The organism is Sphingomonas sp. P2_B6, from assembly GCF_056404755.1.
In genome coordinates this window covers 30508-55582 of the sequence record NZ_JBFUDK010000022.1, presented here as the reverse complement: position 1 = coordinate 55582, position 25075 = coordinate 30508, and the positions used below count along the sequence as shown (strand labels likewise).

The following is a 25075-nucleotide window of genomic DNA, read 5'->3' as shown; positions in this document are numbered from 1 at the left end:
GACAAATCGACACGCTTCGCCGCCCGATCAGTGACATCTTGATTCAATAACCAGTCCCGAACACCCGGTCGAAGATCGTATCGACATGCTTCAGGTGATAACCGAGGTCGAACTTGTCCTCGATCTCTGCGGGCGACAGCGCCGCAGTCACCTCGGGATCGGCCTTGAGCAGCTCGAGCAGCGACAGCTCGCCGTCCGATTCCCACACCTTCATCGCGTTGCGCTGAACCAGGCGATAAGCGTCCTCGCGGCTCACCCCCGCCTGAGTCAGCGCCAGCAGCACGCGCTGCGAATGGACCAGCCCGCCCATCTTGTTGAGGTTCTTCTCCATCCGCGCCGGATAGACCAGTAGCTTGTCCATCACGCCCGTCAGCCGCGCCAACGCGAAGTCGAGCGTGATCGTCGCGTCCGGCCCGATATAGCGCTCGACCGACGAATGGCTGATGTCGCGCTCATGCCACAGCGCGACATTCTCCAGCGCCGGCGTCACATAACCGCGCACCATGCGCGCCAGGCCGGTGAGGTTCTCGGTCAGCACCGGATTGCGCTTGTGCGGCATCGCCGAAGAGCCCTTCTGTCCTGGCGAGAAATATTCCTCCGCCTCCAGCACTTCGGTGCGCTGCAGATGGCGGATCTCGGTCGCGAGCCGCTCGATCGAACTGGCGATCACGCCCAAGGTCGCGAAGAACATCGCATGCCGGTCGCGCGGGATGACCTGAGTCGAGACCGGCTCGACGCTCAGCCCCAGCTTCTCGGCGACATAGCTTTCCACGAACGGATCGATATTGGCGAAGGTCCCGACCGCGCCCGAAATCGCGCAGGTCGCGATATCGGCGCGCGCCGCGACGAGCCGCGCGCGGTTGCGGTCGAACTCGGCATAAGCCTGGGCGAGCTTGAGGCCGAACGTCACCGGCTCGGCATGGATGCCGTGGCTGCGCCCGATCGTCGGGGTCATCTTGTGCTCGATCGCGCGGCGCTTCAGCACCACCAGCAGCGCGTCGATATCGGCGATCAATATGTCGCTCGCGCGCGCCAGCTGCACTGCGAGGCAGGTGTCGAGCACGTCGGACGAGGTCATGCCCTGATGCATGAAGCGCGCCTCGGGCCCGACATGCTCGGCGACGTTGGTCAGGAAGGCGATCACGTCATGCTTGGTCTCACGCTCGATCTCGTCGATCCGGTCTACCTCGAACGCGCCCTTCTCCCAGATCGCCTTCGCGGCTTCCTTGGGGACTACGCCCAATTCGGCGAGCGCGTCCGTCGCGTGCGCTTCGATCTCGAACCAGATGCGGAATCGGGCTTCGGGCGTCCAGATGGCGACCATGTCGGGGCGTGAGTAGCGTGGCACCATGGCAACGGTTCCTGAAATTCCGGTTTCTGTTCGTCGCGAATCCTGAACGGACTCGCGATGAGCCGCGCGTTAGCAGGGACGAGGCGAAGCTTCAAATCGAGAAAAAATGAACTATCTCGGTCGCTGAGGGGTTTTATCTTCAAGTCTTGGTCAACGGGAAATTGACCGGCTTATGTATCTTGAAGTAACACCAACGGAGAGAGCACATGTTGAAATATATTCTTCTTGCCAGCGCCATGACGATTTCTGTCCCTGTTCTGGCACAGGATAAGCCTGCCGATACCCAGACGGCGCCGACTACTCAGACCGCACCGGTGCAGACTGCGCCTGAGGCGACTCCGGCCGCACCCGATGCTACGGCACCCGAGACGGCCTCGCCCGTCGACCAGGCGATGAGCCCGGTTGCGCCGGTGACGGACCAGACCGCGCAGACCACGCCGCAACAGACCCCGGTCGATCCGGCGGCGGCGCCCGCTCAGACCGCCCAGGCTACGCCGGCCCCTGCTGAACCTGCCGCGGCGCCGGTCCAGACCGCGTCCCAGCCGGCCACCAGCGCCGCCCAGATCGCTCAGGTGGTGAGCACCGAGTTCCCGACCTATGACAAGGACTCGAACGGGTCGCTCAACGAGACCGAGTTCAGTTCGTGGATGGTCGCGCTGAAGACGGCGAGCGATCCGACGACCAAGGCGGAGAGCGCTGCGACCAAGACCTGGGTCAACCAGGCCTTTGCCAGCGCCGACACCGACAAGAGCAAGTCGCTGTCGAAAACCGAGCTCACCGGGTTCCTGACCAAGGGCTCGTAAAGCTACCTAGCGGGACGCGCAGTCCCTCCGGGGCGGCCGTCGGACCTTCGGGCCCGGCGGCCGTTCGCCGTTTCGGCCGATCATCCCCACCACGGCTCGCCCGGCGCAAGGTTCGCGCGCAGATACGCCTCGTCCATATCGAGCCCGAGCCCAGGCTCGTGCGACACCGCCATGTGCCCGCCCTTAATGACCAGCGGGTTCGCCTTCGCCCATTTGAAATCGACCGCGCGGCGCGAGCATTCGATCCGCGGGCAGTTGAACAAGGCCGCTGCCAATTGCTGCGACGCCATGTTGAGCAGCAGCCCGCTGACATTGTGCAGCGCGACCGGGATGCGGTAGCGCGCCGCCATCTCCGCGATCATCCTCGTACCGGTGATGCCGCCCGAATTGATGATGTCGGGCTGGAAGATGTCGACGGCCTGATTCTCCAGGAACGGCACGGCAAATTCCGCCAGCTCCATATTCTCGCCGGTCATGATCGGCACCTTGGTCGCGCGGCGCAGCGCGTTCCACCCTTCCGACCAGGCCGAGGCGAGCGGATCCTCGAAATAGAGCGGACGGATCGGCTCCACCGCCCGCGCGATGCCGATGGCGCTCGGCACGTCGAACTCGCAATGGCAATGGACCAGGATGTCGATGTCGTCGCCGAACGCCTCGCGCGCCAACGCATAGGCGCGCTCCATCCTGCGGAAATCCTGCGGGCCCAGCGACGGCGTATATTGCTGCATCGGCACGCCGAGCACGTGATGCGTGTCGACCTTGTACGCCTGGAACCCCCATGGGTCGGCCGCGAGTTGCTGCACCCGGTCGCGCCATTCTGCCTTGTCGAGATAATTGCCGCCCGGGCAGTGCGAATAAAGATCGATCTCCTCGCGGAAATTGCCACCGAGCAGCTTCGATACGGGCTGGTTCAGGATCTTGCCCGCCAGGTCCCACAAGGCCATGTCGATGCCGCTCAGCACGCGGATCGCCCGACCGCGCTGCTCATAGGCATAGAACATGTTGTGGAAATGGACCTGGATGGCCAGCGGGTCCTTGCCGATCAGCCCGAGATGCGGAAGGCGGCCCCCGCCATTATAGGCCGCGATCACTGACCGCGCCGTCGGCCCGTCCGCGCCGCACTCGCCATAGCCGCTGATCCCGGCATCGGTCTCGATCCTGATGAGGGTCTGCCCCTCCTTCAGCCGCATCGCCGTGATCGCGGTGATCTTCACCAGCCCGCGTGCAGGCGCCGCAAGGGCGTCGAGCGTCCCGAACAGCGGCGCAAGGGCGACAGCGCCGAGCGCTTTCAGGAGATCGCGACGGCGCATGGCATGTGGCCCATGATTTCAGACAGGCAAGGCTATCCGGGCAGGAATCGCGACGTCAATCGACCGCCCCTTGGCGTTCCTCAAAAGCTGAGAGGGAAGCAGAGAGCGACCCGTTCCACCGTCATGCCGGACTTGTTCCGGCATCCATGTTTCCTCGTACGCACCCGGCGTTGCGTTTTCCGGAACGATGGACCCCGGGGACAAGCCCGGGGTGACGGGAGTGAGGGGGTGACGCCGGTCGACTTTGTCCCTTCGCCCTACATCAACCCCAGCGCCCGCAGGCTGGAATGACCGCTCGTGCCCATGATGATATGGTCGTGCACGGTAATGCCCATGCGCTTCCCGCCCTCCACCATGTTGCGCGTGATCTCGATATCGGCCCGGCTCGGCGTAGGATCGCCGCTTGGATGGTTGTGGACCAGGATAAGCGCCGCCGATCCCAGGTCCATCGCCCGCTTGATCACTTCGCGGACATAGACCGCCGCTTCGTCGATCGACCCCTCGCTCATCAGCTCGTCGCGGATCAGCATGTTCCTGGTGTTGAGGTGAAGCACCCGCACCCGCTCATGGATATGGTGGGCCATGTCGGCGCGAAGATAATCGAGCAGCGCCTGCCAGTTGGACAGCACCGGCCGCGCCGCCACCTCGGCGCGCAGCAGGCGAAGCGCGATGGCATGCGCTACCTTGACCGCCGCGACCGACGTTTCGCCCATGCCCTTCACGCGCCCGAGCGCTTCATGGTCGGCCGTCAGCAGCCCGCCCATCCCGCCGAATTCGGCGAGCAAGGCCTTGGCCAGCGGCTTGGTGTCGCGTCTCGGAATAGCCAGCGCGAGCAGATATTCGATCAGCTCATGATCGAGCAGCGCGTCCGATCCGCCCTCGCTCAGCCGCTGGCGCAGGCGGGCACGGTGGCCGCTATTGTCATTGTCGGGAACGCTCATCCTTTGTCCGAGACTAGGGGCAGCGATGGGCACGCGCAATTGCGCATCCCGCGACGCCTGTTACGTGTTCCCTTATAGTCGGGCTGCAACCGTGGTTCCTGCGTCCTGCACGGCCTGCGAGCGAAAATCCCATGAAGCGAGTATTTGATGCCGGTCGGTTCAGGTCCGTGGAATGAACCTCGCGATTGATCGGCGTTCCGTATCGGAAGATTCTCCGACGCAGCTTACCGACCGGGACCGGCGCTGGTGGGAGAGTCGCACAGCGGCGACCTTCGCTATTCTGCTCACGGCATTGCCGTTGCTGATGCCGGCCATCCCGCCTTTGACCGATCTGCCCGGCCATATCGGTCGTTTCCGGATCATGGCGGAGGCTGGGTCATTGCCGCTTGCGCAGCATTATGCGGTTCATTGGGCCCTGGTCGGCAATCTCGGTGTGGACGGAATAGTGCTCGCTTTGGCCCCCGTCATGGGGCTTGAGCCAGCGACGAAGCTGGTCGTGCTGACCATCCCGATGCTGACGGTCGCCGCGATGCTGTGGCTTGCGCGGGAGGTACATGGCAGGCCGCCGCCGACGGCTGCCTTTGCGTTCCCGCTCGCTTATGCCTTTCCGTTCCAGTCGGGCTTTGTGAACTTCTCGCTCGCTTCAGCGCTGGCGCTGGCTGGTCTCGCCCTCTGGATCAGGCTGGCGCACAGGGCGCGGCCTTGGACGCGGCTGGTCCTGTTCGTGCCTATTTCCGCGCTGGTCTGGGTCAGCCATTCCTTTGGTTGGGCAATGCTGGGCTTGTTCGTGTTCGGGGCGGAATGGGCGTTGCGACGGCGCGCGGGCCTCAACCCATGGCGTGCCGGTTCCCATGCGGCGTTGATGTGTGTTCCGATGGCGCTGCCTGTGCTGTTGACGGTCGCGGCTGGCGAAAACCGGCTGACCGGGGCGACCGGCGACTGGTTCGATTGGCCGTTGAAGCTGTTCTGGGCAATGTCGCTGCTTCGCGAACGGTGGCAGCTCTACGATATTCTCGGCGCCGGTTTGCTTTATCTTCTCCTGGCGCTTGCCCTTCGCTCGCGCGCTCTGTCCTTCTCGCCGGTGTTGGCGGCGCCCGCCCTGCTTGGCGGAGTCGCCTTCATTCTGTTGCCCGCTTTCTATGCAGGGGCATCCTGCGTCGATATGCGCGTGCTGCCCGCCACCGTGGCGGTGGCCGTCCTCGCGATCAGGATAGGCCCAAGGGCAGACCGGCTTGCGGGCCGGCTGGCGCTCGCGGCGGCGGCCTTCTTTCTGGTGAGGACCGCCACCTCGACGATCGCGCTCGATCTTTTCGCCCAGCGCCAGGAAGAGGCGTTGCGCGCGGTGCCGTTGTTTCCGGAAGGGGCGGCGGTGCTGGTGCTGGTCGACGAGCCGGCGGCGGACAATTGGAACAATCCGCGACTGAGCCATATTGCCGGGATCGCGATTGCGCGCCGACGCGTCTTCACCAACGAACAATGGTCGCTGGCGGGGCAACAACTTGTCCGTCCCCTGCACCCGGCCGCGGCCCCTTATGATCGGGATCCGTCTCAGCTCGTCTATCCGCCGACGGTGCCGGGGAGCCCTGGCCTGGGTCGTGCGATCCGCGATTTCGATCGAGGGACGTTTGGCTATGTCTGGACGATCGGCTTTCCGGTCGGACGGGTTCAGGCCGCCGATCTGGCACCGGTCTGGTCGGACGGCCGCTCCGCCGTCTACAGGGTCGTTTCGAGCGGACACCGGTAGCGCCGTCGGGGGTAGGATACGTCGGGCACGGCTGCCATTTTCCCTTTCGGGAACGCTCATCGGGGTTCGGGAATTGGAGACCGGGTGGCCACGCGCAATTGCACGTGCCTGGGCGTGCCCTATGCTGAAGAGCGCGTGCCCTTGTGCCGCAACCGGGAGTGGCGAGCTGAGTCTGGACGAAGCGATCGAGGATAAGCCCCGCTGGCGGCGGGTGCGCCGGGTCGTGCTCGTCGTGGCGCTGGTCCTGCTCGCCGGGCTGGTCGCGCTCTGGACTCAGCGCAAGCCGATTGCGTCAAGCTATATCGACAAGGCGCTCACGGGCTATGGYGTGCCTGCGCGCTACAAGATCGCCGATCTCGGCCTCAACCGCCAGCGCCTGACCAACGTATCGATCGGGGATCCGGCGCACCCCGATCTCGTCGCTGACTGGATCGAGCTGCGCACCAGCATCGGCCTGTCCGGCGCCACCGTCACCGCGATCCGTGCGGGCCATGTCCGGATGAACGCGCGGCTGATCGACGGCAAGCTGTCGCTCGGCGCGCTCGACAAGCTGATGCCAGCGCCTTCGGGCAAGCCTTTCGCGCTGCCCGCGCTCTTTGCCGATGTGCAGGATGCACGGATCAGGCTGGTCGCGCCGCAGGGCGTGATCGGCATCAAGCTGAGCGGGCAGGGCAAGCTGAATGACGGTTTTGCCGGTCAGGTCGCGGCCATCACCGAACGGCTCGATCTCGGCGGCTGCGTCAGCGGCCCCGCGACGGCGGTGCTGGCGGTGCGTATCGCCTCGGCGCGCCCGACCTTGCGCGGGCCGGTCCATGCCGGGAAGCTCGATTGCGCGGGTGCCGTGCTGAGCGATGCCGGCGCCGACATCTCGGTGACGCTGGAGCAGGCGCTGGACGGCTGGCGCGGGGACGCGAAGCTCTCTGTGGCGAAGATTCGCCATCCGTCCGCCGAGCTCCACACCCTCACCGGCACGATCGATTTCGCCGGCAAGGCGGACGGCACGGCCGGCAAGCTCGACCTTGTGTCGGGCATTGCCGCGTCTCGGGGTATTGCCGCCGATTCGACCACGCTCACCGGGACCTACCGGTTCGGCACGGCGGGCATCGCGTTCGAGGGCAAGGCCGGTGCCCGCCATGCCCTGTTGGGCAAGCTGATGCGGGCCCGGCTGGCCACCTATCGCGACAAGGGCGCGGGCACGCCAGTGGGGCCGCTGGTCCACAAGGCAGTCGACGCCGCGGTGGCCGCCGCGCAATCCGCCGATCTCGACGCCGATATCGCCGTTTCGCTCGACGGCGGACGCGGCCAGGCCAGGGTCTCGCGTCTCCAGCTTGCAAGTGCCTCCGGCGCCTGGGCGACGATCGCCGGTGGAGAAGGCATTGGCTATGCCTGGCCGGGTGGGGGCGTACGGTTCGACGGCTCGGTCGATCTGGGCGGCGGGAACCTCCCGACCGCCACGATCCGCGTCGCGCAGGCGGTGGCGGGCGGGCCAGTGAGCGGCACCGCGACCATGCAGCCCTATGCTGCCGGCAATGCCCGCCTCGCGCTGACGCCGGTCAGCTTCGCCGCGACGCCAAGCGGCACGACCCGTATCGCGACGCGCGTCACTCTGTCGGGGCCGCTCGCCGACGGGCGCATCGACAATCTCGTCCTGCCGGTGAACGGCCTGTGGGACGGGCGCGACCGGCTCCAGATCAATCGCACCTGCGCGCCGCTGTCGGTCGGTGCGCTTGCCCTATCGAGCTTCAGGCTGGGGCGGACATCCGCGACTCTATGCCCGGTCGACGGCGCGATGTTCCGTCTCGACGGCGGTCGCATCGGCGGCGGGGTCCAGTCCGGCGCGCTGCGCCTGTCGGGCGCGATCGGCAGTTCGCCGCTCACCCTGTCCACCGCCAGCCTCCTGCTCCGGCTGCGCGATACCCGCGCCGATCTGCGCCATGTCGATGTTCGCATCGGCGCGCCCGACCGCCTCACCCAACTCTCCTTCGCGCGAGTCGAAGGCGGCCTGTCCGGGGGCACCATGGCCGGCACGATCGAGGGCGGTTCAGGGCGCATCGCCAATGTGCCGCTGCTGATGTCGGAAGCGCAGGGGCGCTGGACCTTCGCCAAGGGCGCGCTCGACCTGACCGGCGGCACGCTCAAGGTTGCCGACGCCGATCCGCAGCCGCGCTTCGAGCCGCTCGCCGGCAGCGACGTGGCGCTCCGTCTCGCCGACAACCGGATCACCGCCACCGGTCGGCTGAGCACGCCCGAAAAACAGGTCTTCGTCAGCGGTGTCGCGATCGAGCATGATCTGTCGAACGGCAGCGGCCATGCCGACCTGACCGTTCCCGGCATCACCTTTGGCGAGGCGTTTCGGCCCGAACAGCTCACTTCGCTGACCAAAGGCGTGATTCAGAATGTGGTCGGTACCGTCTCGGGCGAAGGCCATATTCGCTGGAACCAGGCCGGGGTGACGAGTGACGGCGTGTTCCGCACCCCCGGCACCGATCTCGCCGCCGCCGTGGGACCGGTCACTGGCATCGCCGGCGAGATCCGCTTCACCGATCTGCTCAACCTGGAGAGCGCGCCCGGCCAGATCGCGACGATCAAGACGATCAATCCCGGCATCGCGGTCAATGACGGCACGATCCGCTACCGGCTGCTCGCCGGCACGCGAGTCCAGATCGAGGAAGGGCGCTGGCCCTTTGCCGGCGGGTCGCTGGTGCTCGAGCCGACCATGCTCGATTTCGGCCAGAGCATCGAGCGCCGCATGACCTTCACCGTCACCGGCATGGATGCCGGCCAGTTCCTCCAGCAGTTCGATTTCAAGAACCTCAACGCGACCGGCGTGTTCGACGGCACCTTGCCGATGGTCTTCGACGAACAGGGTGGGCGGATAGAGCATGGCCGGCTGACGGTGCGCCCCGGCGGCGGCACGATCGCTTATGTCGGCGAGGTCAGCCAGAAGGATGTCGGTTTCTGGGGCAATCTCGCCTTCCAGGCGCTCAAATCGCTGCGCTATCGCAGCCTCGAGCTGGTGATGAACGGTCCGCTCGCGGGCGAGATGATCACTGAGGTGCGCTTCGAAGGCGTCGGCCAGGGCGAAGGGGCGAAGCGCAACTTCATCCTCGACCGGCTGCAGAAGCTGCCGTTCATCTTCAACGTGCGGATCAAGGCACCCTTTCGCGGCCTGATCGATGCGACCGCGTCCTTCTACGACCCGAAACGCCTGGTGCAGCGCAACCTGCCCGCCCTGCTCGAGGAGCAGCGCAAGCGCGGCAAGCCGCCCGAGGAAACTCCGCCCGCGATCCAGCCCATTCAGCCTGCCGAAAGCGAGAAACTGCCATGACCGAAACAGGATTGACGAAACGAGAGTGGAGACCGACGAGGTACGGGATGAAGAGAATGCTTTCGATCATGGCCCTGGGCGCCACCGCCGCAACCACCGGTTGCGTCAACGTGACCGCGCCGGACAAGCCGATCGAGATCAACCTCAACATCAACGTGACTCAGGAAGTCGTCTATCGGCTCGACGGCGAGGCGAAGGCGTTGATCCAGCAGAATCCGGGAATTTTCTGATGAAGAAGATGATGAAGCTGATGACGATCGCGGCGGCCGTTGGGGTCGCGGGCCTTGCCACGGCGGCCTATGCGCAGCGCGACCCCGCCTATCAGGCGGCGCGCGCGGCCGGCCAGGTGGGTGAGCAGCCCGACGGCTATCTCGGCATCGTCGGTGCCGGCACCCCGGATCTGCGCACGCTGGTCAACAGCATCAACATCCAGCGCAAGGCGAAATATACCGAGAGCGCCGCGTCGGGCGCGACGGTGGAGCAGATGGCGTTCGTCAGCGGCTGCAACCTGATCCTGAAGACCGCGCCGGGCGAGAAGTACAAGACGCCGGGCGGTATCTGGGCGACCCGCGGCGCCGGCCCGCCGGAACGCGATTCCCGCTGCGTCTGATCTCCGGCGTCGCCGATCAGTCTCCCGGACGCGCCCATTCCTTGTTGATGCCGAGCGCGGCCAGCGTGCAGACCGCACCGGACAGCAGGTACACGCCCACTGACCACAGGCCGAACCGGCTCGCCAGGGTCAGCGCGACCAGCGGCGCGAAGCCGGCGCCGATCAGCCAGGCGAGATTGGCGGTGAGCGCCGCGCCGGTATAGCGGCGCTCGCGCGAGAAGCTGCCGTTTACCACGCCCGAGGACTGGCCGAAGGCAAGGCCGAGCAGCACGAACCCGCCCAGCATGTACAGCGTCTCGCCAAAGCCGCCCGCGTTGAGCAGTTGCGGGGCGAAGCCGCTATAGGCGCCGATCAGCACCGCGGAGACGCCCAGCACCGCGCGGCGCCCCACCCGGTCGGCGATGATGCCCGAGGCGAGCATCGACAACACGCCGACGCCCGCGCCGATCATCTCGATCAGCAGGAAGCGAACCGTGCCCTCGCCGGTGTAGAGCACGACCCAGGACAGGGGGAACACCGTCACCAGGTGGAACAGCGCGAAGCTCGCCAGCGGCGCGAAGGCGCCTAGCAGGACGGTGCGGCCTTCCTCGCGCAGCGTCTCGCCGATCGGCGCGGGCTGCAGTTCGCGGCTCTCGAACAGATGCTCGAAGTCCGGCGTGGCGACGATGCGCAGGCGGGCGAACAGCGCGACCACGTTGATCGCGAAGGCGACGAAGAAGGGATAACGCCAGCCCCAGCTCAGAAAGTCGGCGGTGGTCAGGGTCGCGAGGAAAAAGGCGAACAGGCCGGCCGCGACGATCAGGCCGAGCGGCGCGCCTAGCTGCGGGATCATCGCATACCAGCCGCGGCGATCCCGGGGCGCGTTGAGCGACAGCAGGGACGGCAGCCCATCCCACGCGCCACCCAGTGCCGCGCCCTGGCCGAGCCGGAACAGCGCGAGCAGCCAGACCGCGACGATGCCGACGTCATTATAGCTGGGCAGGAAGGCGATCGACATGGTCGAGCCGCCGAGCAGGAACAGCGCGATCGTCAGCTTCACCCCGCGTCCGTAGTTGCGGTCGATCGCCATGAAAATCAGCGAGCCGATCGGCCGGGCGATGAACGCCAGCGCGAACAGCGCGAAGGAATACATCGTGCCGGTCAGCGCATCGACAAAGGGGAAGACCAGCGAGGGGAACACCAGGACCGAAGCGATGGCATAGACGAAGAAGTCGAAGAACTCGCTGGTGCGGCCGACGATCACGCCGATCGCGATCTCGCCGGGCGCGATCTTGCGTTCGCGTGCCGTGATCAGGCGCGCGTCGCGCTCGAGGGGCGTCGAGGTCGACGCAGCGATCGGTGCAGTCATGGCGCTTCGCTCCACAGCCTGATGGCAGGATTCCACTTTACAACACGCCTTGCACGATAAAAAGCTCGCGAGGGTATCGGACAAAATGTCCAATGTCGGCATCCAGACCTGTCGGGATAGGCGATGACCATGCGCGAACACCCAACGCCGGCGAGTCGACGACTCGTGCCAACGCTCATCCTGATGCCGCTCGTCGCGCTGGTTTCGGCCTGCGACCGCGCCGTGCTCAACCCTGCGGGCGACATCGCCCTGCAGCAGCGCGACATCATCTATATCTCGACGGCGCTGATGCTGGTCATCATCATTCCCGTGATCGCGCTGATCATCGTGTTCGCCTGGCGCTACCGCGCGTCCAACAAGGACGCGACCTATGATCCGCATTTCGACCATTCAACCTCGCTGGAACTGGTCATCTGGTCGGCGCCGCTGCTCATCATCATCTGCCTCGGCGCGCTGACCTGGTGGAGCACGCACCTGCTCGATCCGTTCCGGCCGCTCGACCGGGTGACGGTGGGCAGGCCGGTCGATCCGAAGGAAAAGCCGCTGGTCATCCAGGTCGTCTCGCTCGACTGGAAATGGCTGTTCATCTATCCGGAACAGGGCATCGCGACGGTCAACGAGCTGGCGCTGCCGGTCGATCGCCAGGTGCGGTTCGACATGACGTCGACCAACATGATGAACACCTTCTACGCGCCGACGCTGGCCGGCATGATCTACACCATGCCGGGCATGCGCAGCACGCTCCACGCGGTGCTCAACAAGCCGGGCAGCTATGAGGGCATGTCCGCCAATTACAGCGGCGCTGGCTTTTCCGACATGCGCTTCAAGCTCTACGGCGTCGACAAGGGCGGGTTCGACGCCTGGATCGCGCGGGTGAAGGCGAGCGGCCGCACGCTCGATACCAGCGGCTTCCTTTTGCTGGAGCGCCCGAGCGAAAAGGTGCCGCCACTCTATTTCGGTGGCGTCGACGCGACTTTGTTCGACCGCATCTACAATCGCTGCGTCAAGCCGGGCACGCCGTGCATGAGCGACATGATGCGGCTTGCCGGAAAGGGCGGCCACGCCGCGCCGCGCACTGACCAGGGCAAGGCCGAAGGCGCGCTGTTCAAGCAGGACGGCGAGAAGGGCAGCGGCGAGAGCCTCACCCCGCCGCCCGGCGCGCAGGCCAGCCCCGCCCCGCATTCGCACCAGGAGCGTTAAATGTTCACCGAAAGCCTGGCGCGCACGATCTTTGGCCGCCTCACCCTCGAATCCTTCCCGCTCCACGAGCCGATCCTGCTCGTGACCTTCATCGCCGTCGTTCTGATCGGCGTCGGCATCCTGGCGGCGGTGACGAAATACCGCCTTTGGGGCTGGCTGTGGCGCGAATGGCTGACCAGCGTCGACCACAAGAAGATCGGGGTCATGTACATGATCCTCGGCATCATCATGCTGCTGCGCGGCTTCGCCGATGCACTGATGATGCGCGCGCAGCAGGCCGTCGCCTTCGGTGCGAACCAGGGCTATTTGCCCGCGCATCATTACGACCAGATCTTCTCCGCGCACGGGACGATCATGATCTTCTTCGTGGCGATCCCGCTGATCGTCGGCCTGGTCAATTTCGTCATGCCGCTGCAGATCGGCGCACGCGACGTGTCCTTTCCCTTCCTCAACAATCTCAGCTTCTGGCTCACCGTCGCGGGCGCGCTGCTCGTCATGGTCTCGCTGTTCGTCGGCGAATTCTCGCGCGGCGGCTGGCTCAACTACGTGCCCGTGACCAACCTGCAGAACAGTCCCGATACGGGGCCGGATTATTATCTCTGGGCATTGCAGATAGCGGGCGTCGGCACGACTCTGTCCGCGATCAACATGGTCACCACCATCATCAAGATGCGCGCGCCGGGCATGACGATGATGAAGATGCCGGTGTTCTGCTGGACCGCTCTGTGCAGCAACGTGCTCGCCATCGCGATCTTCCCGGTGCTGACCGGCGCCTTCGCGCTGCTGATGCTCGATCGCTATGCCGGCACCAATTTCTTCACCAACGATCTCGGCGGCAACCCGATGATGTACTGGAACCTGGTGTGGATCTGGGGCCACCCCGAGGTGTACGTCCTGGTCCTGCCGGTGTTCGGCATCTATTCCGAAATCACCTCGACCTTCACCGGCAAGCGCCTCTTCGGCTATTCGTCGATGGTCTATGCCACGGTGGTGATCACCATCCTGAGCTATCTGGTGTGGCTCCACCATTTCTTCACCATGGGCTCGGGCGCCAGCGTCAACAGCTTCTTCGGCATCGCCACCATGGTGATCTCGATCCCGACGGGCGCGAAGATCTTCAACTGGCTCTTTACCATGTATCGCGGCCGGATCCGCTTCGAGCTGCCGATGATGTGGGTGGTCGCCTTCATGCTGACCTTCGTGGTCGGCGGCATGACCGGCGTGCTGCTCGCCGTGCCGCCCGCCGACTTCGTGCTGCACAACTCGTTGTTCCTGGTCGCGCACTTCCACAACGTCATCATCGGCGGCGTGGTGTTCGGCCTGTTCGCCGGCATGGAATATTGGTTTCCCAAGGCCTTCGGGTTCCGGCTCGACCGCTTCTGGGGCAAGGTGACCTTCTGGGGCTGGGTGATCGGCTATTGGGTCGCGTGGACGCCGATCTACATCGTCGGCCTGATGGGCACGACGCGCCGCGTGCGCCACTTCGATGATGCGAGCCTGCAGATCTGGTTCGTCATCGCCGCGATCGGCGCGGTCATCATCCTGATCGGCATCCTCGCCTTCGTCATCCAGATCGCGGTGAGCATCAAGAACCGCGACAAGCTGCGCGACTTCACGGGCGATCCCTGGGACGGCCGCACCCTGGAATGGTCGACCTCGTCGCCGCCGCCGGCCTATAATTACGCCTTCACCCCGATCGCGCACGATCTCGACGCCTGGTACGACATGAAGGAACGCGGCGCGGAGCGCCCGGTGAGCGGTTTCCGCCCGATTCACATGCCGCGCAACACCGGGGCCGGGGTCATCCTGTCCGGCCTCGCGCTGGTGCTCGGCTTTGCGATGGTGTGGTATATCTGGTGGCTGGCCGCGGTCAGCCTGGTCGGCCTGTTCGTCGTCGCGATCGGCCATACCTTCAACTACAACCGCGATTATTACATCCCCGCCGATGAGGTCGCGCAAACCGAGGGCGAGCGCACCGCGCTGCTCGCGGCGGGAGCCTGATCATGAGCACGACGACGCTTGCCGATGCCGATGGCCGCACCCCGACCTTCTACCTGATCGAGGAAGACGGCCACGGCCATGACGGTGATCATGGCCATGAGCCTGCAGCAGGCAGCACGCTGCTGGGCTTCTGGATCTACCTGATGAGCGATGCGCTCATCTTCGCGACGCTGTTCGCGACCTATGGCGTGCTGAGCACCAGCTATGCCGGCGGGCCGACTCAGCATGAGCTGTTCGAGCTGCCGCTGGTCGCGCTCAACACCGCGATCCTGCTCGTGTCGTCGATCACCTATGGCTTCGCGATGATCGCGATGCAGCAGGGCAAGCTCGGCGGCACCCGGCTGTGGCTGATCGTCACCGCGCTGCTCGGCGCGTCCTTTGTCGGCGTCGAGCTCTACGAGTTCGGCAATCTGATCGCCGAGGGCGCCACGCCGCAACGCAGCGCCTTCCTGTCGGCCTTTTTTACCCTGGTCTCGACGCACGGCCTGCATGTCAGCTTCGGCATCCTGTGGATCGGCGTGATGCTGTTCCAGCTCGGCCAGCGCGGCCTGCATCCGGAAAACCAGAAGCGGCTGATGTGCCTCAGCATGTTCTGGCATTTCCTCGACGTCGTCTGGATCGGCGTCTTCACCTTCGTCTATCTGCTCGGGGCCGTGCAATGAGTGCTGACGCTTCCCACGCGCACGGCTCGCGCCGCGCCTATCTGGTCGGCTTCCTGCTGTCGGTGGTGCTGACGGCCTTGCCCTTCTGGCTGGTGATGACCGGCGCGCTCGGCAACCCCCAGGCGACTGCGGCGGTGATCATCGTCGCCGCCTTCGCGCAGATCCTGGTGCACACCGTTTGTTTCCTCCACGTCAATCCGCGCGTCGAGGGCGGCTGGACCCTGATGGCCTATATCTTCACGGCCGTGCTGATCCTGATCTGCATCAGCGGGTCGCTGTGGATCATGCATCATCTCAACGCGAACATGATGCCGATGAACGGGCCGGAGATGAGCAACCAGCCCTGAGCCGCCTGCTCCTCCTCGGTCTCGCCCTGTTCGGGGCGATCGGTTTCGCGGCCCTCGGCATATGGCAGATCGAGCGGCGCAGCTGGAAGCTCGATCTGATCGCGCGCGTCGAGGCGCGCGTCCACGCGCCGCCCGTCGGCCTGCCACCGACGGGCGAATGGGGCAGGGTGGCCGGGGGGACCGATGCCTATCGCCATGTCCGCGCGCGCGGCGTCTTCGACCATGGCGCCGAGGCGCTGGTGCAGGCAGTGACCGAACGCGGCGCCGGCTTCTGGGTGCTCACGCCGTTGCGTACGGCGCAGGGCATCGTGCTGGTCAATCGCGGGTTCGTCCCGGAGAATTTGCGCGATCCGTCCCGTCGCGCCGCCGGGCAGGTGCAGGGGCCGGTGACCGTCACCGGCCTGCTGCGCATGACCGAGCCGCGCGGCGCTTTCCTGCGCAGCAACGATCCGGCGGGAAACCGCTGGTATTCGCGTGACGTGGCGGCGATCGCCGGGGCGCGGCACCTCGGGCCAGTCGCGCCCTTCTTCATCGATGCAGATGCCGCCCTCAATCCCGGCGGCTATCCCGTTGGCGGGTTGACCGTCGTCCGGTTCCGCAACAACCATCTCGTCTATGCGCTGACCTGGTTCGCCCTGGCCGGGCTGTGCATCGCGGCGTTCCGCCTTCTGTTGCGCGGGCGTGAGGCCGCATGATGGACACGCCGCTCCTCGCCCTGATGGTCGGCCGGTCCGCCGTGCCCGGCGGCACCTCGCCCGAGAACGCCACCGCGGACAATATGCGCCAGCTCACTCAGCTGCGCTGGATCGCGGTGGCGGGCCAGACCGTGACCATCCTGGTCGTGCATTTCGGCTTCGGCGTGGTGCTCCCGCTCGGCTGGATGCTGGGCGCCGCGCTGGCGCTCGGGCTGGCGAATCTCGTCGCCTCGGTCGCGCTGCGGCGGCACCGCGTGCGCGACATCGAGATCATGCTGGCGCTGCTGCTCGACATGGGCACGCTCACCTTCCAGCTCTATCTCAGCGGCGGCGCGGCCAATCCCTTCATCTCGCTCTACCTGCTCCAGGTCGTGCTCGGCGCGATCCTGCTGGCGCCCATGCTGGCGGCGGTCCTCGTCGTGGCGACCGGCCTGAGCTACGGGTTGCTCACCCTGCGCTATGTGCCGCTGGTCTTGCCTGCCGGGCTGGTCGCTGACAGTGCCGATCTGTTCGCGATCGGCCGCTGGATCAGCTTCGTCCTCGTCGCCGCGCTGCTCGTGCAGCTGATCACCCGGATCAGCCGGAACCTCCGGGCGCGCGAGGCCTATCTCGCCGACCTGCGCCACCGCGCCGCGGAAGAGGAGGGTATCGTGCGCATGGGCCTGTTCGCGTCGGGCGCCGCGCATGAACTGGGGACGCCGCTTGGCTCGTTGTCAGTCATCCTGGCCGACTGGCGCCGCATGCCGGCGATCGCGCGGAACCCGGCGCTTGCCGCCGAAGTGGCGGAGATGCAGGCGGAGGTGCAGCGCTGCAAGTCGATCGTCTCGGATATCCTCCATTCCGCCGGCCAGCCACGCAGCGAGCCGCTGGAGAGCATGGCGGCAGGCGCCTTCATCGCCCGCGTGGGCGATGCCTGGGCCGAGATCCATGCCGAGGTTCCCTTTGTGTGCGATCCGGCCACGGCCGGCGGCGCCGTGATCGTGGTCGAGCCTGCGCTGCGCCAGGCAGTATGGAACCTGCTCGACAATGCGGCCGAGGCATCGTCCCGTGGCGTGGTGCTCGAAGCCGAGGCGGAGGGCGACATGCTCGCGATCGTGGTGCGCGATCACGGGCCGGGCTTCGCGCCGCGGGATCTGGCGACGGTGGGCAAGCTCTACCAGTCGACCAAGGGGGCAGGGCACGGGCTCGGCCTGTTCCTCGCCACCAATGTCGCGCGCCGCCTCGGTGGCCGGCTGGAGGCGCGTAACATCGCGGGTGGGGCGGAAGTGCGGCTCGTTCTTCCGATGATCTCGTCGGCACCTGCAGGAGGCTAGATGGACCAGGCCCGCACCCTTGTCATCGTGGAGGACGACGCCACCTTCGCCCGCACCCTGCAGCGATCCTTCGAGCGGCGCGGCTACCGCGTCAGCATCGCGACCAGCCCCACCGAACTCGACACGCTGCTCGAGACCGAACGTCCGGGGTATGCGGTGGTCGACCTCAAGCTCGGCACCGCATCGGGCCTGCCCTGCGTCGCCCGGCTCCACGCGCATGATCCGGCGATACTGATCGTCGTGCTGACCGGCTTCGCCAGCATCGCGACCGCGGTGGAGGCGATCAAGCTGGGCGCCTGCCATTATCTGGTGAAGCCGTCGAACACCGACGATATCGAGGCTGCGTTCGCCAGGGGGGATGGGGATGCGGAGGCGCCGCTCACCAACCGCCCAACCTCGATCAAGACGCTCGAATGGGAACGGATCAACGAGATGCTCGCCGAGACCGGGTTCAACATCTCGGAGACCGCGCGCCGGCTCGGCATGCATCGGCGAACGCTGGCGCGCAAGCTGGAGAAGCGGCCGATCCGGTGAGCGTGATTCGGCTTTGTGCAAGGCCCCGGAATGGCGGCCGGAACCTGCCCGTCAAAGGCACCGCAATGTCACCGTCGGGCAACGCCCGGTTAAGGTTGACTCAAGCCGACCCCTTTTCTAAACGGGCGCCGCAACGGGGGCTCGCCCCATGTTTTCCGTCGCCGTGCGCAAGCCCGGCGGCGTTTTCTTATCAGGATGCTTTCGCGTTGGCCGACGACCGCCAGAACGATGACCTTGAAAGCCGTATCGCCAATGCGCGAGCGGTCGAAGAGGCGCGTACTGCCGGGAACCCCGCCGCAAAGCCCGCCAAGGGCTATTCGCAGGGCTCGCGCGTGCTGGCCGAGCTGATCGGCGCGCCGATCGGTGGCGGTCTCATCGGCTGGCTGCTCGACAAGTGGCTCGGCACCAGCCCCTGGCTGCTGCTGATCCTGCTCGTGCTGGCCGTCGTCGCGGCGTTCCGCAACATCTTCAAGATCTCGAAGGAGCGCGCGGAATGACCGTCGCTTCCGACAGCAACGCACAAGGGTAAGGCGATCGTGGCCGGTAAAATTGACCCGATGGAACAGTTCCTGGTCGAGCCTGTGCTCGGCCGGCATATCGAGCTGTTCGGATACGACGTGTCCTTCACCAACTCGGCGCTGTTCATGGTCGTCGTGTTCGCGCTGCTGTTCCTGTTCATGTGGGGCGGCATGAAGCGCCAGCTGGTGCCCACGCGCTGGCAGGTCGCGGCTGAATCGGTCGTCGGCTTCATCGACAACATGATGCAGGTGAACATCGGGCCGGAAGGCAAGAAGTTCGCGCCCTATATCTTCTCGATCTTCATGTTCATCCTGTTCGCGAACCTGGTCGGCGTTCTGCCGCTGGCGATCGTGCCGGGGCTGCACACCTTCGCCGTGACCAGCCACATCACCGTCACCGCGGTGCTGGCCTTCCTGTCGTTCGGCATCGTGCTCGCGGTCGGCTTCTGGAAGCATGGCCTCCACTTCTTCTCGCTGTTCGTGCCGCACGGCGCGCCTGGCTGGCTGATGCCCGTCATCATCCCGGTCGAGTTCGTGTCGTTCATGGTCCGCCCGTTCAGCCTTGGTCTGCGACTGTTCGTCGCGATGACCGCCGGCCACATCCTGCTCGAAGTGTTCGGCAGCTTCGTGGTTCAGGGCTTGAATGCTGGCCTCGACGGCAGCCCGATCGGCTTCATCGTTACCGTGCTCAGCTTTCTGATGATCGTCGGCGTCAGCGCGCTCGAGTTGCTGGTGTGCGCGATCCAGGCCTATGTCTTCGCGCTGCTGACCTCGCTTTACCTCAACGACGCGGTGCACCTGCACTAAGTCATTCGACTTTATCGTTTAATACCGTATTTTTAGGGAGCTTATCATGACTGATCTTGGTGCAATGTACATCGGTGCCGGCCTCGCGGCGATCGGCGTCGGCATGGCCGCGCTCGGCGTGGGCAACGTGTTCGGCTCGTTCCTCGAAGGCGCGCTGCGCAATCCGGGCGCAGCGGACGGCCAGCAGGGCCGCCTGTTCATCGGCTTCGCGGCATCCGAGCTGCTCGGCCTGATCGCGTTCGTCGTCGCGATCCTCATCCTCTTCGTCGTCAAGTAAGCGAAGAGCGACCTCAATGCCGCAGCTATCCCAAATTCCAGAGATCTACGCGTCGCAGCTGTTCTGGCTCGCGATCGTATTTGCCCTGATCTATTTCGGGATCGGCAAGGCGATGGTCCCTAAGATCGAGCGCACGATCGATGATCGTAACGCCCGTATCGGCGGAGACCTCGCCGCGGCGGAGGCCGCGAATGCCGCCGCTCGCGCGTCGGAGCTTGAGTATCAGACCGGGCTGGACTCGGCCCGGTCCCAGGCTCTGCGCGCGGTGACGGAGGCCAAGGCCAAGGCGTCGGCCACGGCCGAGACCAAGGTGAAGGCGGGCGATACGGCCATGGCCGAAGAACTCGTCACCGCCACCGCCCGCATCGGCACCGCCAAGACCACGGCCATGGCCGAAATCGAGACGGCGACCGTGGATGCGGTGCAGGCCATCGTCGCCAAGCTTTCGGGCGTGGCGGTCGATCGTTCGGCGATCGAACAGCAAGTGAAGGCGGAACTGGCGCATGGCTGACGCGCATCATCAGAGCATGACGGCAGCGACCGGCACGACCGAGCTACATCACGAGCCCACGGCGCTGGGCATTTCGGCGCCCGGCTTCGTCGCACTGTCGATGCTGGTCGTCATCGGCCTGATCCTCTGGAAGAAGGTGCCGGCGATGATCGCCGGCATGCTGGACGCGCGGATCGCCACGATCCGCACGCAGCTCGAAGAGGCCACGCGCCTCCGCACCGAAGCCGAGGCGCAGCTTGCCGAAGCCAAGGCGCGCAACGCGGCGAGCGCCGGCGATGCCGCCGCGATCATCGCGCACGCCGAAGCCGAAGCGAAGCAGATGATCGCCAAGGCGGAAAGCGACTCCGCCGATCTCGTCGCCCGCCGCCGCAAGATGGCCGAGGACAAGATCGCCGCGGCCGAGCGCGCCGCGATCGCCGAGGTTCGCGCCACGGCGGCCGATGCCGCCACTCGCGCCGCCGCCGCGATCATCGCGGAGAAGCATGACGCCAGCGCCGACAAGCCGCTGATCGATCAGACCATCGCCGGGCTCGGGCGCCTCAACTAGCTCCATTTCGGTGCGGTAACCGATTCGACAAGGCTGGCTGCCGTGATTAGCCTCTCCGGATTGCCGGGGGGCTCATGCGAATCGATTGGGTTAAATGGGGGCGTTTCGCCGCGATCGCCGCGCGGCATGCGGTCACGCGCGCGCTCCTGTTTCTGCTGATCCTCCTGATCAACCCGTTCGGCATCGCCGAATGGGGCGACCTGCGCAGTCACGACGTCTGGCAGCGTATCTATGCGGATCATTATGGCGACCGCTCGGAGGTCGGGCGGAATGCCATCACGGTGGTCGAGCTTGACGAACAGGGAATGCAGGCAGCGGCGCCGTCGGACGCCTCGCCGGATTCGATCCACCTGCTCGAGATATTTCGCACCGTTGCGGAAGGCGATAACGGGCCGGATGGGCGCCTGAGGGCGCATGGCAAACCGGAGGCGATGTTCATCGACCTTCTACTCGGCGATTTCGCCCCGGACGGGATGACCCAGGCCGAGCTGCTCGATTTTGCCGGGGCGCCTGTCACCTGCCCCGGCCGGCTCGGCGCCACGCTGGAATATGCTCAGGTCGCATCGCCCTTCCGCTGCATGCTGCGCGGCATTGCCGACATCACCCGCTATGATGGGCCAAAGGGCTGGAAGGATGACAAGGGCTGCCTGAAGAGCGAGCTCGCCAAGCTCCATTGCATCCTGAAACGAGGCGGCACACCCGTCATGATCGCCAGCGCGGTCGATCCGAAAGACAAGCGTGCCGCGGTCGAGAAACCGGGCGCGGCGGCGCTGGCGACGATCGCGATCTCGGTGCCGATCATGGTCAATGACCGGCGCTATCCGCTGGTGTTTCCGGTCGAAGCCGCCCAGCGAGAAAACCGGCCTTTCACCTTGCACCCCGCCGCGATGCTGTACGCCGCCTATTGCGCGACGAATGGGTGCAAGGACGACCCCTCGATCGCGCCGGCGCCGGAGGAAGCGAAACGGACCGGGGCCGCGTGGCTGGACGATTGGCGCTGGCCGACCGCGTTCGAGACGCCCGTCGAGGTGATCTGGGGTGTCGGCAAGCAGGACCGGTTCACCAACCAGGTCGATTCGCTTGCGCACGGTACCACCGGCAGTCGCTGCCGTGTCGCCGATCCCAGTCGCGGGGGGACCTTCCGCGCCTTCATGCAGGCCTTGTTCTCTGGTCTCAGGATCGAACCTCAGGCTGCCTGCGCCTATCAGCATAGCGTGAGCTATGGCCTGCTGCGGCTCGGCAAGGACGATCCAGCGCAACTCGCAGCGTTCCGCCAATCGGCACTGGCCGGGAAGATCGTGCTGATCGGCATGTCGACCAGGGACAGCAACGACTATGTTTCGGCGGGCCCGCACGGCCAGTTGCCGGGCGTCTTCTACCACGCGATGGCGCTCGACAATCTGATCGAACGAGGAGCCGCCTATCCGCGCGTGGCGCGCCAGATGTTTCCGCCGTTCACGCTTTCGGATCAGGATGTCACCAACGCCATCGGCGCGTTCCTGATGCTGTTGTTCGGCGGCGCGGTCGTCGCGCGGCAGCGTCTGTTCGGCAAGCCTGACGACGCCGAAGGGTCGGTCCGGCTTATGATCGAGGGGGCGATCTTCCTCGCCGCGGCGATCGTCTACATGGTCCTGATACTCTATATTTTGACACGCCAGGTCAGCGTTCTTCCGGACAGGTTCAATCTGGCGGCATTGTCTATCGTGATAGTATTGGAATTCTTCAACATCATGGGGATTTTGCTTGCGCCGATTTGGAACAGGCTGGATGTTTCCCGTGCGGTGATTCTCTTGTTTCCGGGGCTGAAATCATCCGGTTCTGCTGCTGCGGGGCCGGCGAAGGTGGGGGATAGCAATGTCGTTGATCCTGATCGCACTCCTCGCCGCCGCCGGCGGCGGACCCCAAGTGACGGCGTACAAGGTAAACCCGCTGACGACGTTTGACGAACAGGGGGCGTCGACGGGCAGGTTGACCGCTGCGGAACTGCCGCCGYCGCCGCTCGACATCAGCGGTACGAATGAATTCGGCTATCTCAAGGTGATGATCAACGGGCGTGCCGTCTATCTTCGTCCGGCGGACGTGCGGCACACCATGAAATATTGCGCGGACGGAGATGTCACCAGGCGCGAGACCGGGGATCGCCTCGGCGGCGCCAAACCGGGCGGCGTGCGAAAGGGTGCCGGAGAAGATGACGGGCTCTGCATCCAGCAATGAACGCGATGCTGCGAAACGCCGGGCGGACATCGTGCCGCATCTCTGCCGCTGCCGCGGCGCTTGGCCTCGTGCTGTCACCGGTCGCGGAGACCCGGGCCATGCCGCAATGTCTGCCCGGCATGTGCGGCTTCACCGAGAGCGGCAAGAAGGGCCCGTTCCTGAAGACCAGGGTCGACGCCGACGATCTCGCGAAGAACGACGCAGCGATTGCGACCTCCGGCAGCAAGGAGGGGTTGCTCGCGGCGCAATCGGTCAATCGCGGCCAGCTATATGGCACCGGCCTGTCGATGCCGGCGACCGAAGCGCAACTCGCGGCGCTGATCGACACGTTTCGTCCATTCTGGCCGTATCGGCCGGTCGGGCCGGTGAAGGTGCGCATCGTCGGCACCAACAGTTTCGTACCGCAAAGCTTCGCCGACAATGTCATCGTCGTCCCGTTCGGCGTCCTGTCCCGCGCCAGGAGCGACGGGCAGGTGGTGTGGTTGCTGGCGCACGAATTCAGCCATCTCGCCATGGCGCATTTCGCCCGTGAGGCGCGCGCCAAGAAGCGGTCGAGGGGGATCGGCCAGATCGTCGGCGCCGTCGATATGGCAACGACACTGTCGCAACAGCGGGTCGATACCAGCGGCAACAAGCTGCGGCTCTACGAGGTGACCGACAAGGAAGCCGTTGCGATGAGCGATTCCATCTGGGCGCGCAGCCGCCAGCTTGAAGGCGCCTTGTCGCTGACCGACGCGTTTTTCAGCCGCGGCGACGAGGACAAGGCCGATGTCGCCGGCGTCGATTTCGCGGTCGCGGCCGGTTATCCTTATAGCGGCGCGCTCGATGCCCTCGAGATCATCGGAAACGACGACAAGGAGTCGATCACGATGTTCGACACGATCGCCGCCACGACCGGCGATTATGCCAAGAAGACGGGCCTGCAGACGCTGGGCTCGCTCGGCGGGTCGAAGAATGTCGGCGACACGCTGACATCCTGGGTCAAGGATCTCGCCAGCAACGCGATGGTCGTGGCGCTGAAGGAGACCAAGAAGAAATACCTGGCACAGCACCGCCCGTCGGAGAAACGGATCGACGGCCTCCGCAAATATTACAAGCTCGCCTATGGCGACGCGGCGGAAAAACCGCCGTCGCTGGCCTTTTTGAAGTCGCTGCGCGCGACGCCCGAATATCGGGATGCCGACATAGCCGTCGGGGCCTATACGCGGGCGCTTGCCAGCGTCATCAAGGGCAATGCTGCGCAGGCCAGGCTGGATTTGCAGCCCGCACTCACGACGCGGTACGGCCCGACACCCCTGATCAGCAATCTCAGCGCGAAGATCCTGATGATTCAGGGCGATCTTCGCGGTGCGGACCAGGCCTATACCACTGCCGAACGCTTGCCGGGCAACGCCGCCGTCCCGGTAAAGGCGCCGCCCCGCAAGGGCAGGAAACCCGCACCCAAACCGGCCGCGCCGGCGCCCGCGCCGATCATATTGCGCGATCCTTATCTCGAGCAGAATTTGCAGGGCTTCCAGGCCCATGTCGATCTGCTCGTGCGGATGGCCAATTATCCCAAGGCGCTGGCGGTCATCGCCGAGGCAAAGCGCCGCTTCAACGATGACGAGGCGTTTCTGCCGCAATATATCGCCATCTATATGGCGACCAAACAGGCCGAGATGCTCGTCGTCACGCTGAACCGATGCTTCGATGTCGCCGATCAGGGTCTTGAGCAAAGCTGCCGCGCGGCGATGTTGAACGACAGCCAGCAGAAGAAGATGGCTGAGCTGTCGCCGGCCGATCAGGACAAGGTCGATCGCGCATTGGCGCGTGCATCGAGCAAGGCGCGTAGCGGCGGCTTGCTCGCGCAGATCAACGATGCGCTCACGCCGGACGACAAGGAGGATTGATCGGCGCCGGGTATCGCCGGCCGAATTTCCGCCTTGGGCAGTGCCGCCGTCATTTCACGCCTTATCGATCCCGGCTACACCGGGTGCGTGGCACCGAGTCGCGTGCCTGCATCCTTGGAGAGACC

Annotated in this window: 24 protein-coding genes; 20 read left to right on the top strand and 4 right to left on the bottom strand. The window is 65.5% G+C overall.

The features are described from left to right. Positions 1–43: 43 nt before the first annotated feature. Entirely contained in the window at positions 44–1351 is a 1308-nt protein-coding gene (gene purB / locus AC1DX5_RS22515; protein WP_478017451.1) for an adenylosuccinate lyase, read from the bottom strand. Positions 1352–1587: 236 nt separating this feature from the next. Here purB and AC1DX5_RS22510 point away from each other — a divergent pair, with 236 nt between their 5' ends. Further along, positions 1588–2154 carry an EF-hand domain-containing protein gene (locus AC1DX5_RS22510; RefSeq protein WP_478017450.1) on the top strand — a complete coding sequence of 189 codons (567 nt, stop codon included), beginning with the start codon at positions 1588–1590 and terminating at the stop codon, positions 2152–2154. An 80-nt stretch (positions 2155–2234) separates the two neighbouring features. Here AC1DX5_RS22510 and AC1DX5_RS22505 read toward each other — a convergent pair whose 3' ends face one another. Continuing rightward, positions 2235–3464 (bottom strand): mandelate racemase/muconate lactonizing enzyme family protein, encoded by a 1230-nt coding sequence (locus AC1DX5_RS22505; protein WP_478017449.1) that lies wholly within the window; start codon positions 3462–3464, stop codon positions 2235–2237. Between the two features lie 257 nt (positions 3465–3721). After that, on the bottom strand, positions 3722–4405 hold the full coding sequence (gene radC, locus AC1DX5_RS22500) for a RadC family protein (RefSeq protein WP_465172717.1): 684 nt from the start codon (positions 4403–4405) through the stop codon (positions 3722–3724). A 172-nt stretch (positions 4406–4577) separates the two neighbouring features. Here radC and AC1DX5_RS22495 point away from each other — a divergent pair, with 172 nt between their 5' ends. The 4 genes from AC1DX5_RS22495 (at position 4578) to AC1DX5_RS22480 (ending at position 10087) form a co-directional block, all read left to right on the top strand. Further along, on the top strand, positions 4578–6149 hold the full coding sequence (locus AC1DX5_RS22495; protein WP_465172718.1) for a hypothetical protein: 1572 nt from the start codon (positions 4578–4580) through the stop codon (positions 6147–6149). 121 nt (positions 6150–6270) lie between these two features. Beyond that, a complete protein-coding gene (locus tag AC1DX5_RS22490) occupies positions 6271–9477 on the top strand; it encodes an intermembrane phospholipid transport YdbH family protein (protein WP_478017448.1) in 3207 nt (1068 codons plus the stop codon). A 47-nt stretch (positions 9478–9524) separates the two neighbouring features. After that, positions 9525–9707: a YnbE family lipoprotein gene (locus AC1DX5_RS22485; RefSeq protein WP_465172720.1), complete on the top strand. Its 183-nt coding sequence runs from the start codon at positions 9525–9527 to the stop codon at positions 9705–9707. Between the two features lie 8 nt (positions 9708–9715). Next, the gene (locus tag AC1DX5_RS22480) at positions 9716–10087 is read left to right on the top strand and encodes a YdbL family probable chaperone protein (RefSeq protein WP_465173897.1); all 372 of its coding nucleotides are present in this window, start codon (positions 9716–9718) and stop codon (positions 10085–10087) included. 16 nt (positions 10088–10103) lie between these two features. On the opposite strand, the gene AC1DX5_RS22475 is transcribed toward AC1DX5_RS22480, so the two are convergent. Beyond that, on the bottom strand, positions 10104–11435 hold the full coding sequence (locus tag AC1DX5_RS22475; protein WP_465172721.1) for an MFS transporter: 1332 nt from the start codon (positions 11433–11435) through the stop codon (positions 10104–10106). A gap of 183 nt (positions 11436–11618) precedes the next feature. Here AC1DX5_RS22475 and cyoA point away from each other — a divergent pair, with 183 nt between their 5' ends. The 15 genes from cyoA to AC1DX5_RS22400 all read left to right on the top strand — a co-directional run bounded on the left by cyoA (position 11619) and on the right by AC1DX5_RS22400 (position 24950). Continuing rightward, on the top strand, positions 11619–12635 hold the full coding sequence (gene cyoA / locus AC1DX5_RS22470; protein ID WP_478017462.1) for a ubiquinol oxidase subunit II: 1017 nt from the start codon (positions 11619–11621) through the stop codon (positions 12633–12635). Next, complete coding sequence (cyoB, locus tag AC1DX5_RS22465; protein WP_465172722.1) at positions 12636–14636, top strand: cytochrome o ubiquinol oxidase subunit I; 2001 nt, start codon at positions 12636–12638, stop codon at positions 14634–14636. It abuts the gene before it with no gap. Positions 14637–14638: 2 nt separating this feature from the next. Beyond that, a complete protein-coding gene (gene cyoC, locus AC1DX5_RS22460; RefSeq protein ID WP_478017447.1) occupies positions 14639–15298 on the top strand; it encodes a cytochrome o ubiquinol oxidase subunit III in 660 nt (219 codons plus the stop codon). Beyond that, positions 15295–15645, top strand: coding sequence for a cytochrome o ubiquinol oxidase subunit IV (cyoD, locus tag AC1DX5_RS22455; RefSeq protein ID WP_465172724.1), 351 nt, complete (start codon positions 15295–15297; stop codon positions 15643–15645). The genes cyoC and cyoD overlap by 4 nt, the downstream gene beginning before the upstream one ends. After that, on the top strand, positions 15642–16340 hold the full coding sequence (locus tag AC1DX5_RS22450) for an SURF1 family protein (protein ID WP_478017461.1): 699 nt from the start codon (positions 15642–15644) through the stop codon (positions 16338–16340). Before cyoD ends, AC1DX5_RS22450 begins: the two co-directional genes overlap by 4 nt. Further along, positions 16337–17653 carry an ATP-binding protein gene (locus AC1DX5_RS22445; RefSeq protein ID WP_478017446.1) on the top strand — a complete coding sequence of 439 codons (1317 nt, stop codon included), beginning with the start codon at positions 16337–16339 and terminating at the stop codon, positions 17651–17653. The genes AC1DX5_RS22450 and AC1DX5_RS22445 overlap by 4 nt, the downstream gene beginning before the upstream one ends. Beyond that, on the top strand, positions 17654–18187 hold the full coding sequence (locus tag AC1DX5_RS22440; RefSeq protein WP_478017445.1) for a response regulator transcription factor: 534 nt from the start codon (positions 17654–17656) through the stop codon (positions 18185–18187). It abuts the gene before it with no gap. 206 nt (positions 18188–18393) lie between these two features. Continuing rightward, a complete protein-coding gene (locus AC1DX5_RS22435; protein ID WP_465172727.1) occupies positions 18394–18684 on the top strand; it encodes an AtpZ/AtpI family protein in 291 nt (96 codons plus the stop codon). A gap of 60 nt (positions 18685–18744) precedes the next feature. Further along, entirely contained in the window at positions 18745–19512 is a 768-nt protein-coding gene (locus tag AC1DX5_RS22430; protein WP_478017460.1) for a F0F1 ATP synthase subunit A, read from the top strand. Between the two features lie 64 nt (positions 19513–19576). Next, the gene (locus AC1DX5_RS22425; RefSeq protein WP_055777096.1) at positions 19577–19789 is read left to right on the top strand and encodes a F0F1 ATP synthase subunit C; all 213 of its coding nucleotides are present in this window, start codon (positions 19577–19579) and stop codon (positions 19787–19789) included. Between the two features lie 16 nt (positions 19790–19805). Continuing rightward, complete coding sequence (locus tag AC1DX5_RS22420; protein WP_465172728.1) at positions 19806–20300, top strand: F0F1 ATP synthase subunit B family protein; 495 nt, start codon at positions 19806–19808, stop codon at positions 20298–20300. Further along, entirely contained in the window at positions 20293–20847 is a 555-nt protein-coding gene (locus tag AC1DX5_RS22415) for a F0F1 ATP synthase subunit B family protein (protein WP_465172729.1), read from the top strand. Before AC1DX5_RS22420 ends, AC1DX5_RS22415 begins: the two co-directional genes overlap by 8 nt. 74 nt (positions 20848–20921) lie before the next feature. Continuing rightward, on the top strand, positions 20922–22790 hold the full coding sequence (locus tag AC1DX5_RS22410; RefSeq protein ID WP_478017444.1) for a CHASE2 domain-containing protein: 1869 nt from the start codon (positions 20922–20924) through the stop codon (positions 22788–22790). Continuing rightward, positions 22708–23061, top strand: a complete 354-nt coding sequence (locus tag AC1DX5_RS22405; protein ID WP_478017443.1) for a hypothetical protein — start codon at positions 22708–22710, stop codon at positions 23059–23061. Before AC1DX5_RS22410 ends, AC1DX5_RS22405 begins: the two co-directional genes overlap by 83 nt. Further along, a complete protein-coding gene (locus tag AC1DX5_RS22400) occupies positions 23058–24950 on the top strand; it encodes a M48 family metalloprotease (protein WP_478017442.1) in 1893 nt (630 codons plus the stop codon). The genes AC1DX5_RS22405 and AC1DX5_RS22400 overlap by 4 nt, the downstream gene beginning before the upstream one ends. Positions 24951–25075 lie beyond the last annotated feature (125 nt).

Excerpts from the sequence above, each read along its gene's own strand:
- cyoC (WP_478017447.1), top strand. The coding sequence starts at position 14,639 with ATGAGCACGACGACGCTTGCCGATGCCGATGGCCGCACCCCGACCTTC.
- AC1DX5_RS22420 (WP_465172728.1), top strand. The coding sequence starts at position 19,806 with ATGCCGCAGCTATCCCAAATTCCAGAGATCTACGCGTCGCAGCTGTTC.
- AC1DX5_RS22400 (WP_478017442.1), top strand. The coding sequence starts at position 23,058 with ATGAACGCGATGCTGCGAAACGCCGGGCGGACATCGTGCCGCATCTCT.
- AC1DX5_RS22480 (WP_465173897.1), top strand. The coding sequence starts at position 9,716 with ATGATGAAGCTGATGACGATCGCGGCGGCCGTTGGGGTCGCGGGCCTT.
- AC1DX5_RS22485 (WP_465172720.1), top strand. The coding sequence starts at position 9,525 with ATGAAGAGAATGCTTTCGATCATGGCCCTGGGCGCCACCGCCGCAACC.
- AC1DX5_RS22510 (WP_478017450.1), top strand. The coding sequence starts at position 1,588 with ATGACGATTTCTGTCCCTGTTCTGGCACAGGATAAGCCTGCCGATACC.
- AC1DX5_RS22475 (WP_465172721.1), bottom strand. The coding sequence starts at position 11,435 with ATGACTGCACCGATCGCTGCGTCGACCTCGACGCCCCTCGAGCGCGAC.
- AC1DX5_RS22495 (WP_465172718.1), top strand. The coding sequence starts at position 4,578 with ATGAACCTCGCGATTGATCGGCGTTCCGTATCGGAAGATTCTCCGACG.
- AC1DX5_RS22410 (WP_478017444.1), top strand. The coding sequence starts at position 20,922 with ATGCGAATCGATTGGGTTAAATGGGGGCGTTTCGCCGCGATCGCCGCG.
- AC1DX5_RS22430 (WP_478017460.1), top strand. The coding sequence starts at position 18,745 with ATGGAACAGTTCCTGGTCGAGCCTGTGCTCGGCCGGCATATCGAGCTG.
- AC1DX5_RS22415 (WP_465172729.1), top strand. The coding sequence starts at position 20,293 with ATGGCTGACGCGCATCATCAGAGCATGACGGCAGCGACCGGCACGACC.
- cyoA (WP_478017462.1), top strand. The coding sequence starts at position 11,619 with ATGCCGCTCGTCGCGCTGGTTTCGGCCTGCGACCGCGCCGTGCTCAAC.
- AC1DX5_RS22505 (WP_478017449.1), bottom strand. The coding sequence starts at position 3,464 with ATGCGCCGTCGCGATCTCCTGAAAGCGCTCGGCGCTGTCGCCCTTGCG.
- AC1DX5_RS22425 (WP_055777096.1), top strand. The coding sequence starts at position 19,577 with ATGTACATCGGTGCCGGCCTCGCGGCGATCGGCGTCGGCATGGCCGCG.
- cyoD (WP_465172724.1), top strand. The coding sequence starts at position 15,295 with ATGAGTGCTGACGCTTCCCACGCGCACGGCTCGCGCCGCGCCTATCTG.
- AC1DX5_RS22445 (WP_478017446.1), top strand. The coding sequence starts at position 16,337 with ATGATGGACACGCCGCTCCTCGCCCTGATGGTCGGCCGGTCCGCCGTG.
- AC1DX5_RS22440 (WP_478017445.1), top strand. The coding sequence starts at position 17,654 with ATGGACCAGGCCCGCACCCTTGTCATCGTGGAGGACGACGCCACCTTC.
- radC (WP_465172717.1), bottom strand. The coding sequence starts at position 4,405 with ATGAGCGTTCCCGACAATGACAATAGCGGCCACCGTGCCCGCCTGCGC.
- cyoB (WP_465172722.1), top strand. The coding sequence starts at position 12,636 with ATGTTCACCGAAAGCCTGGCGCGCACGATCTTTGGCCGCCTCACCCTC.
- purB (WP_478017451.1), bottom strand. The coding sequence starts at position 1,351 with ATGGTGCCACGCTACTCACGCCCCGACATGGTCGCCATCTGGACGCCC.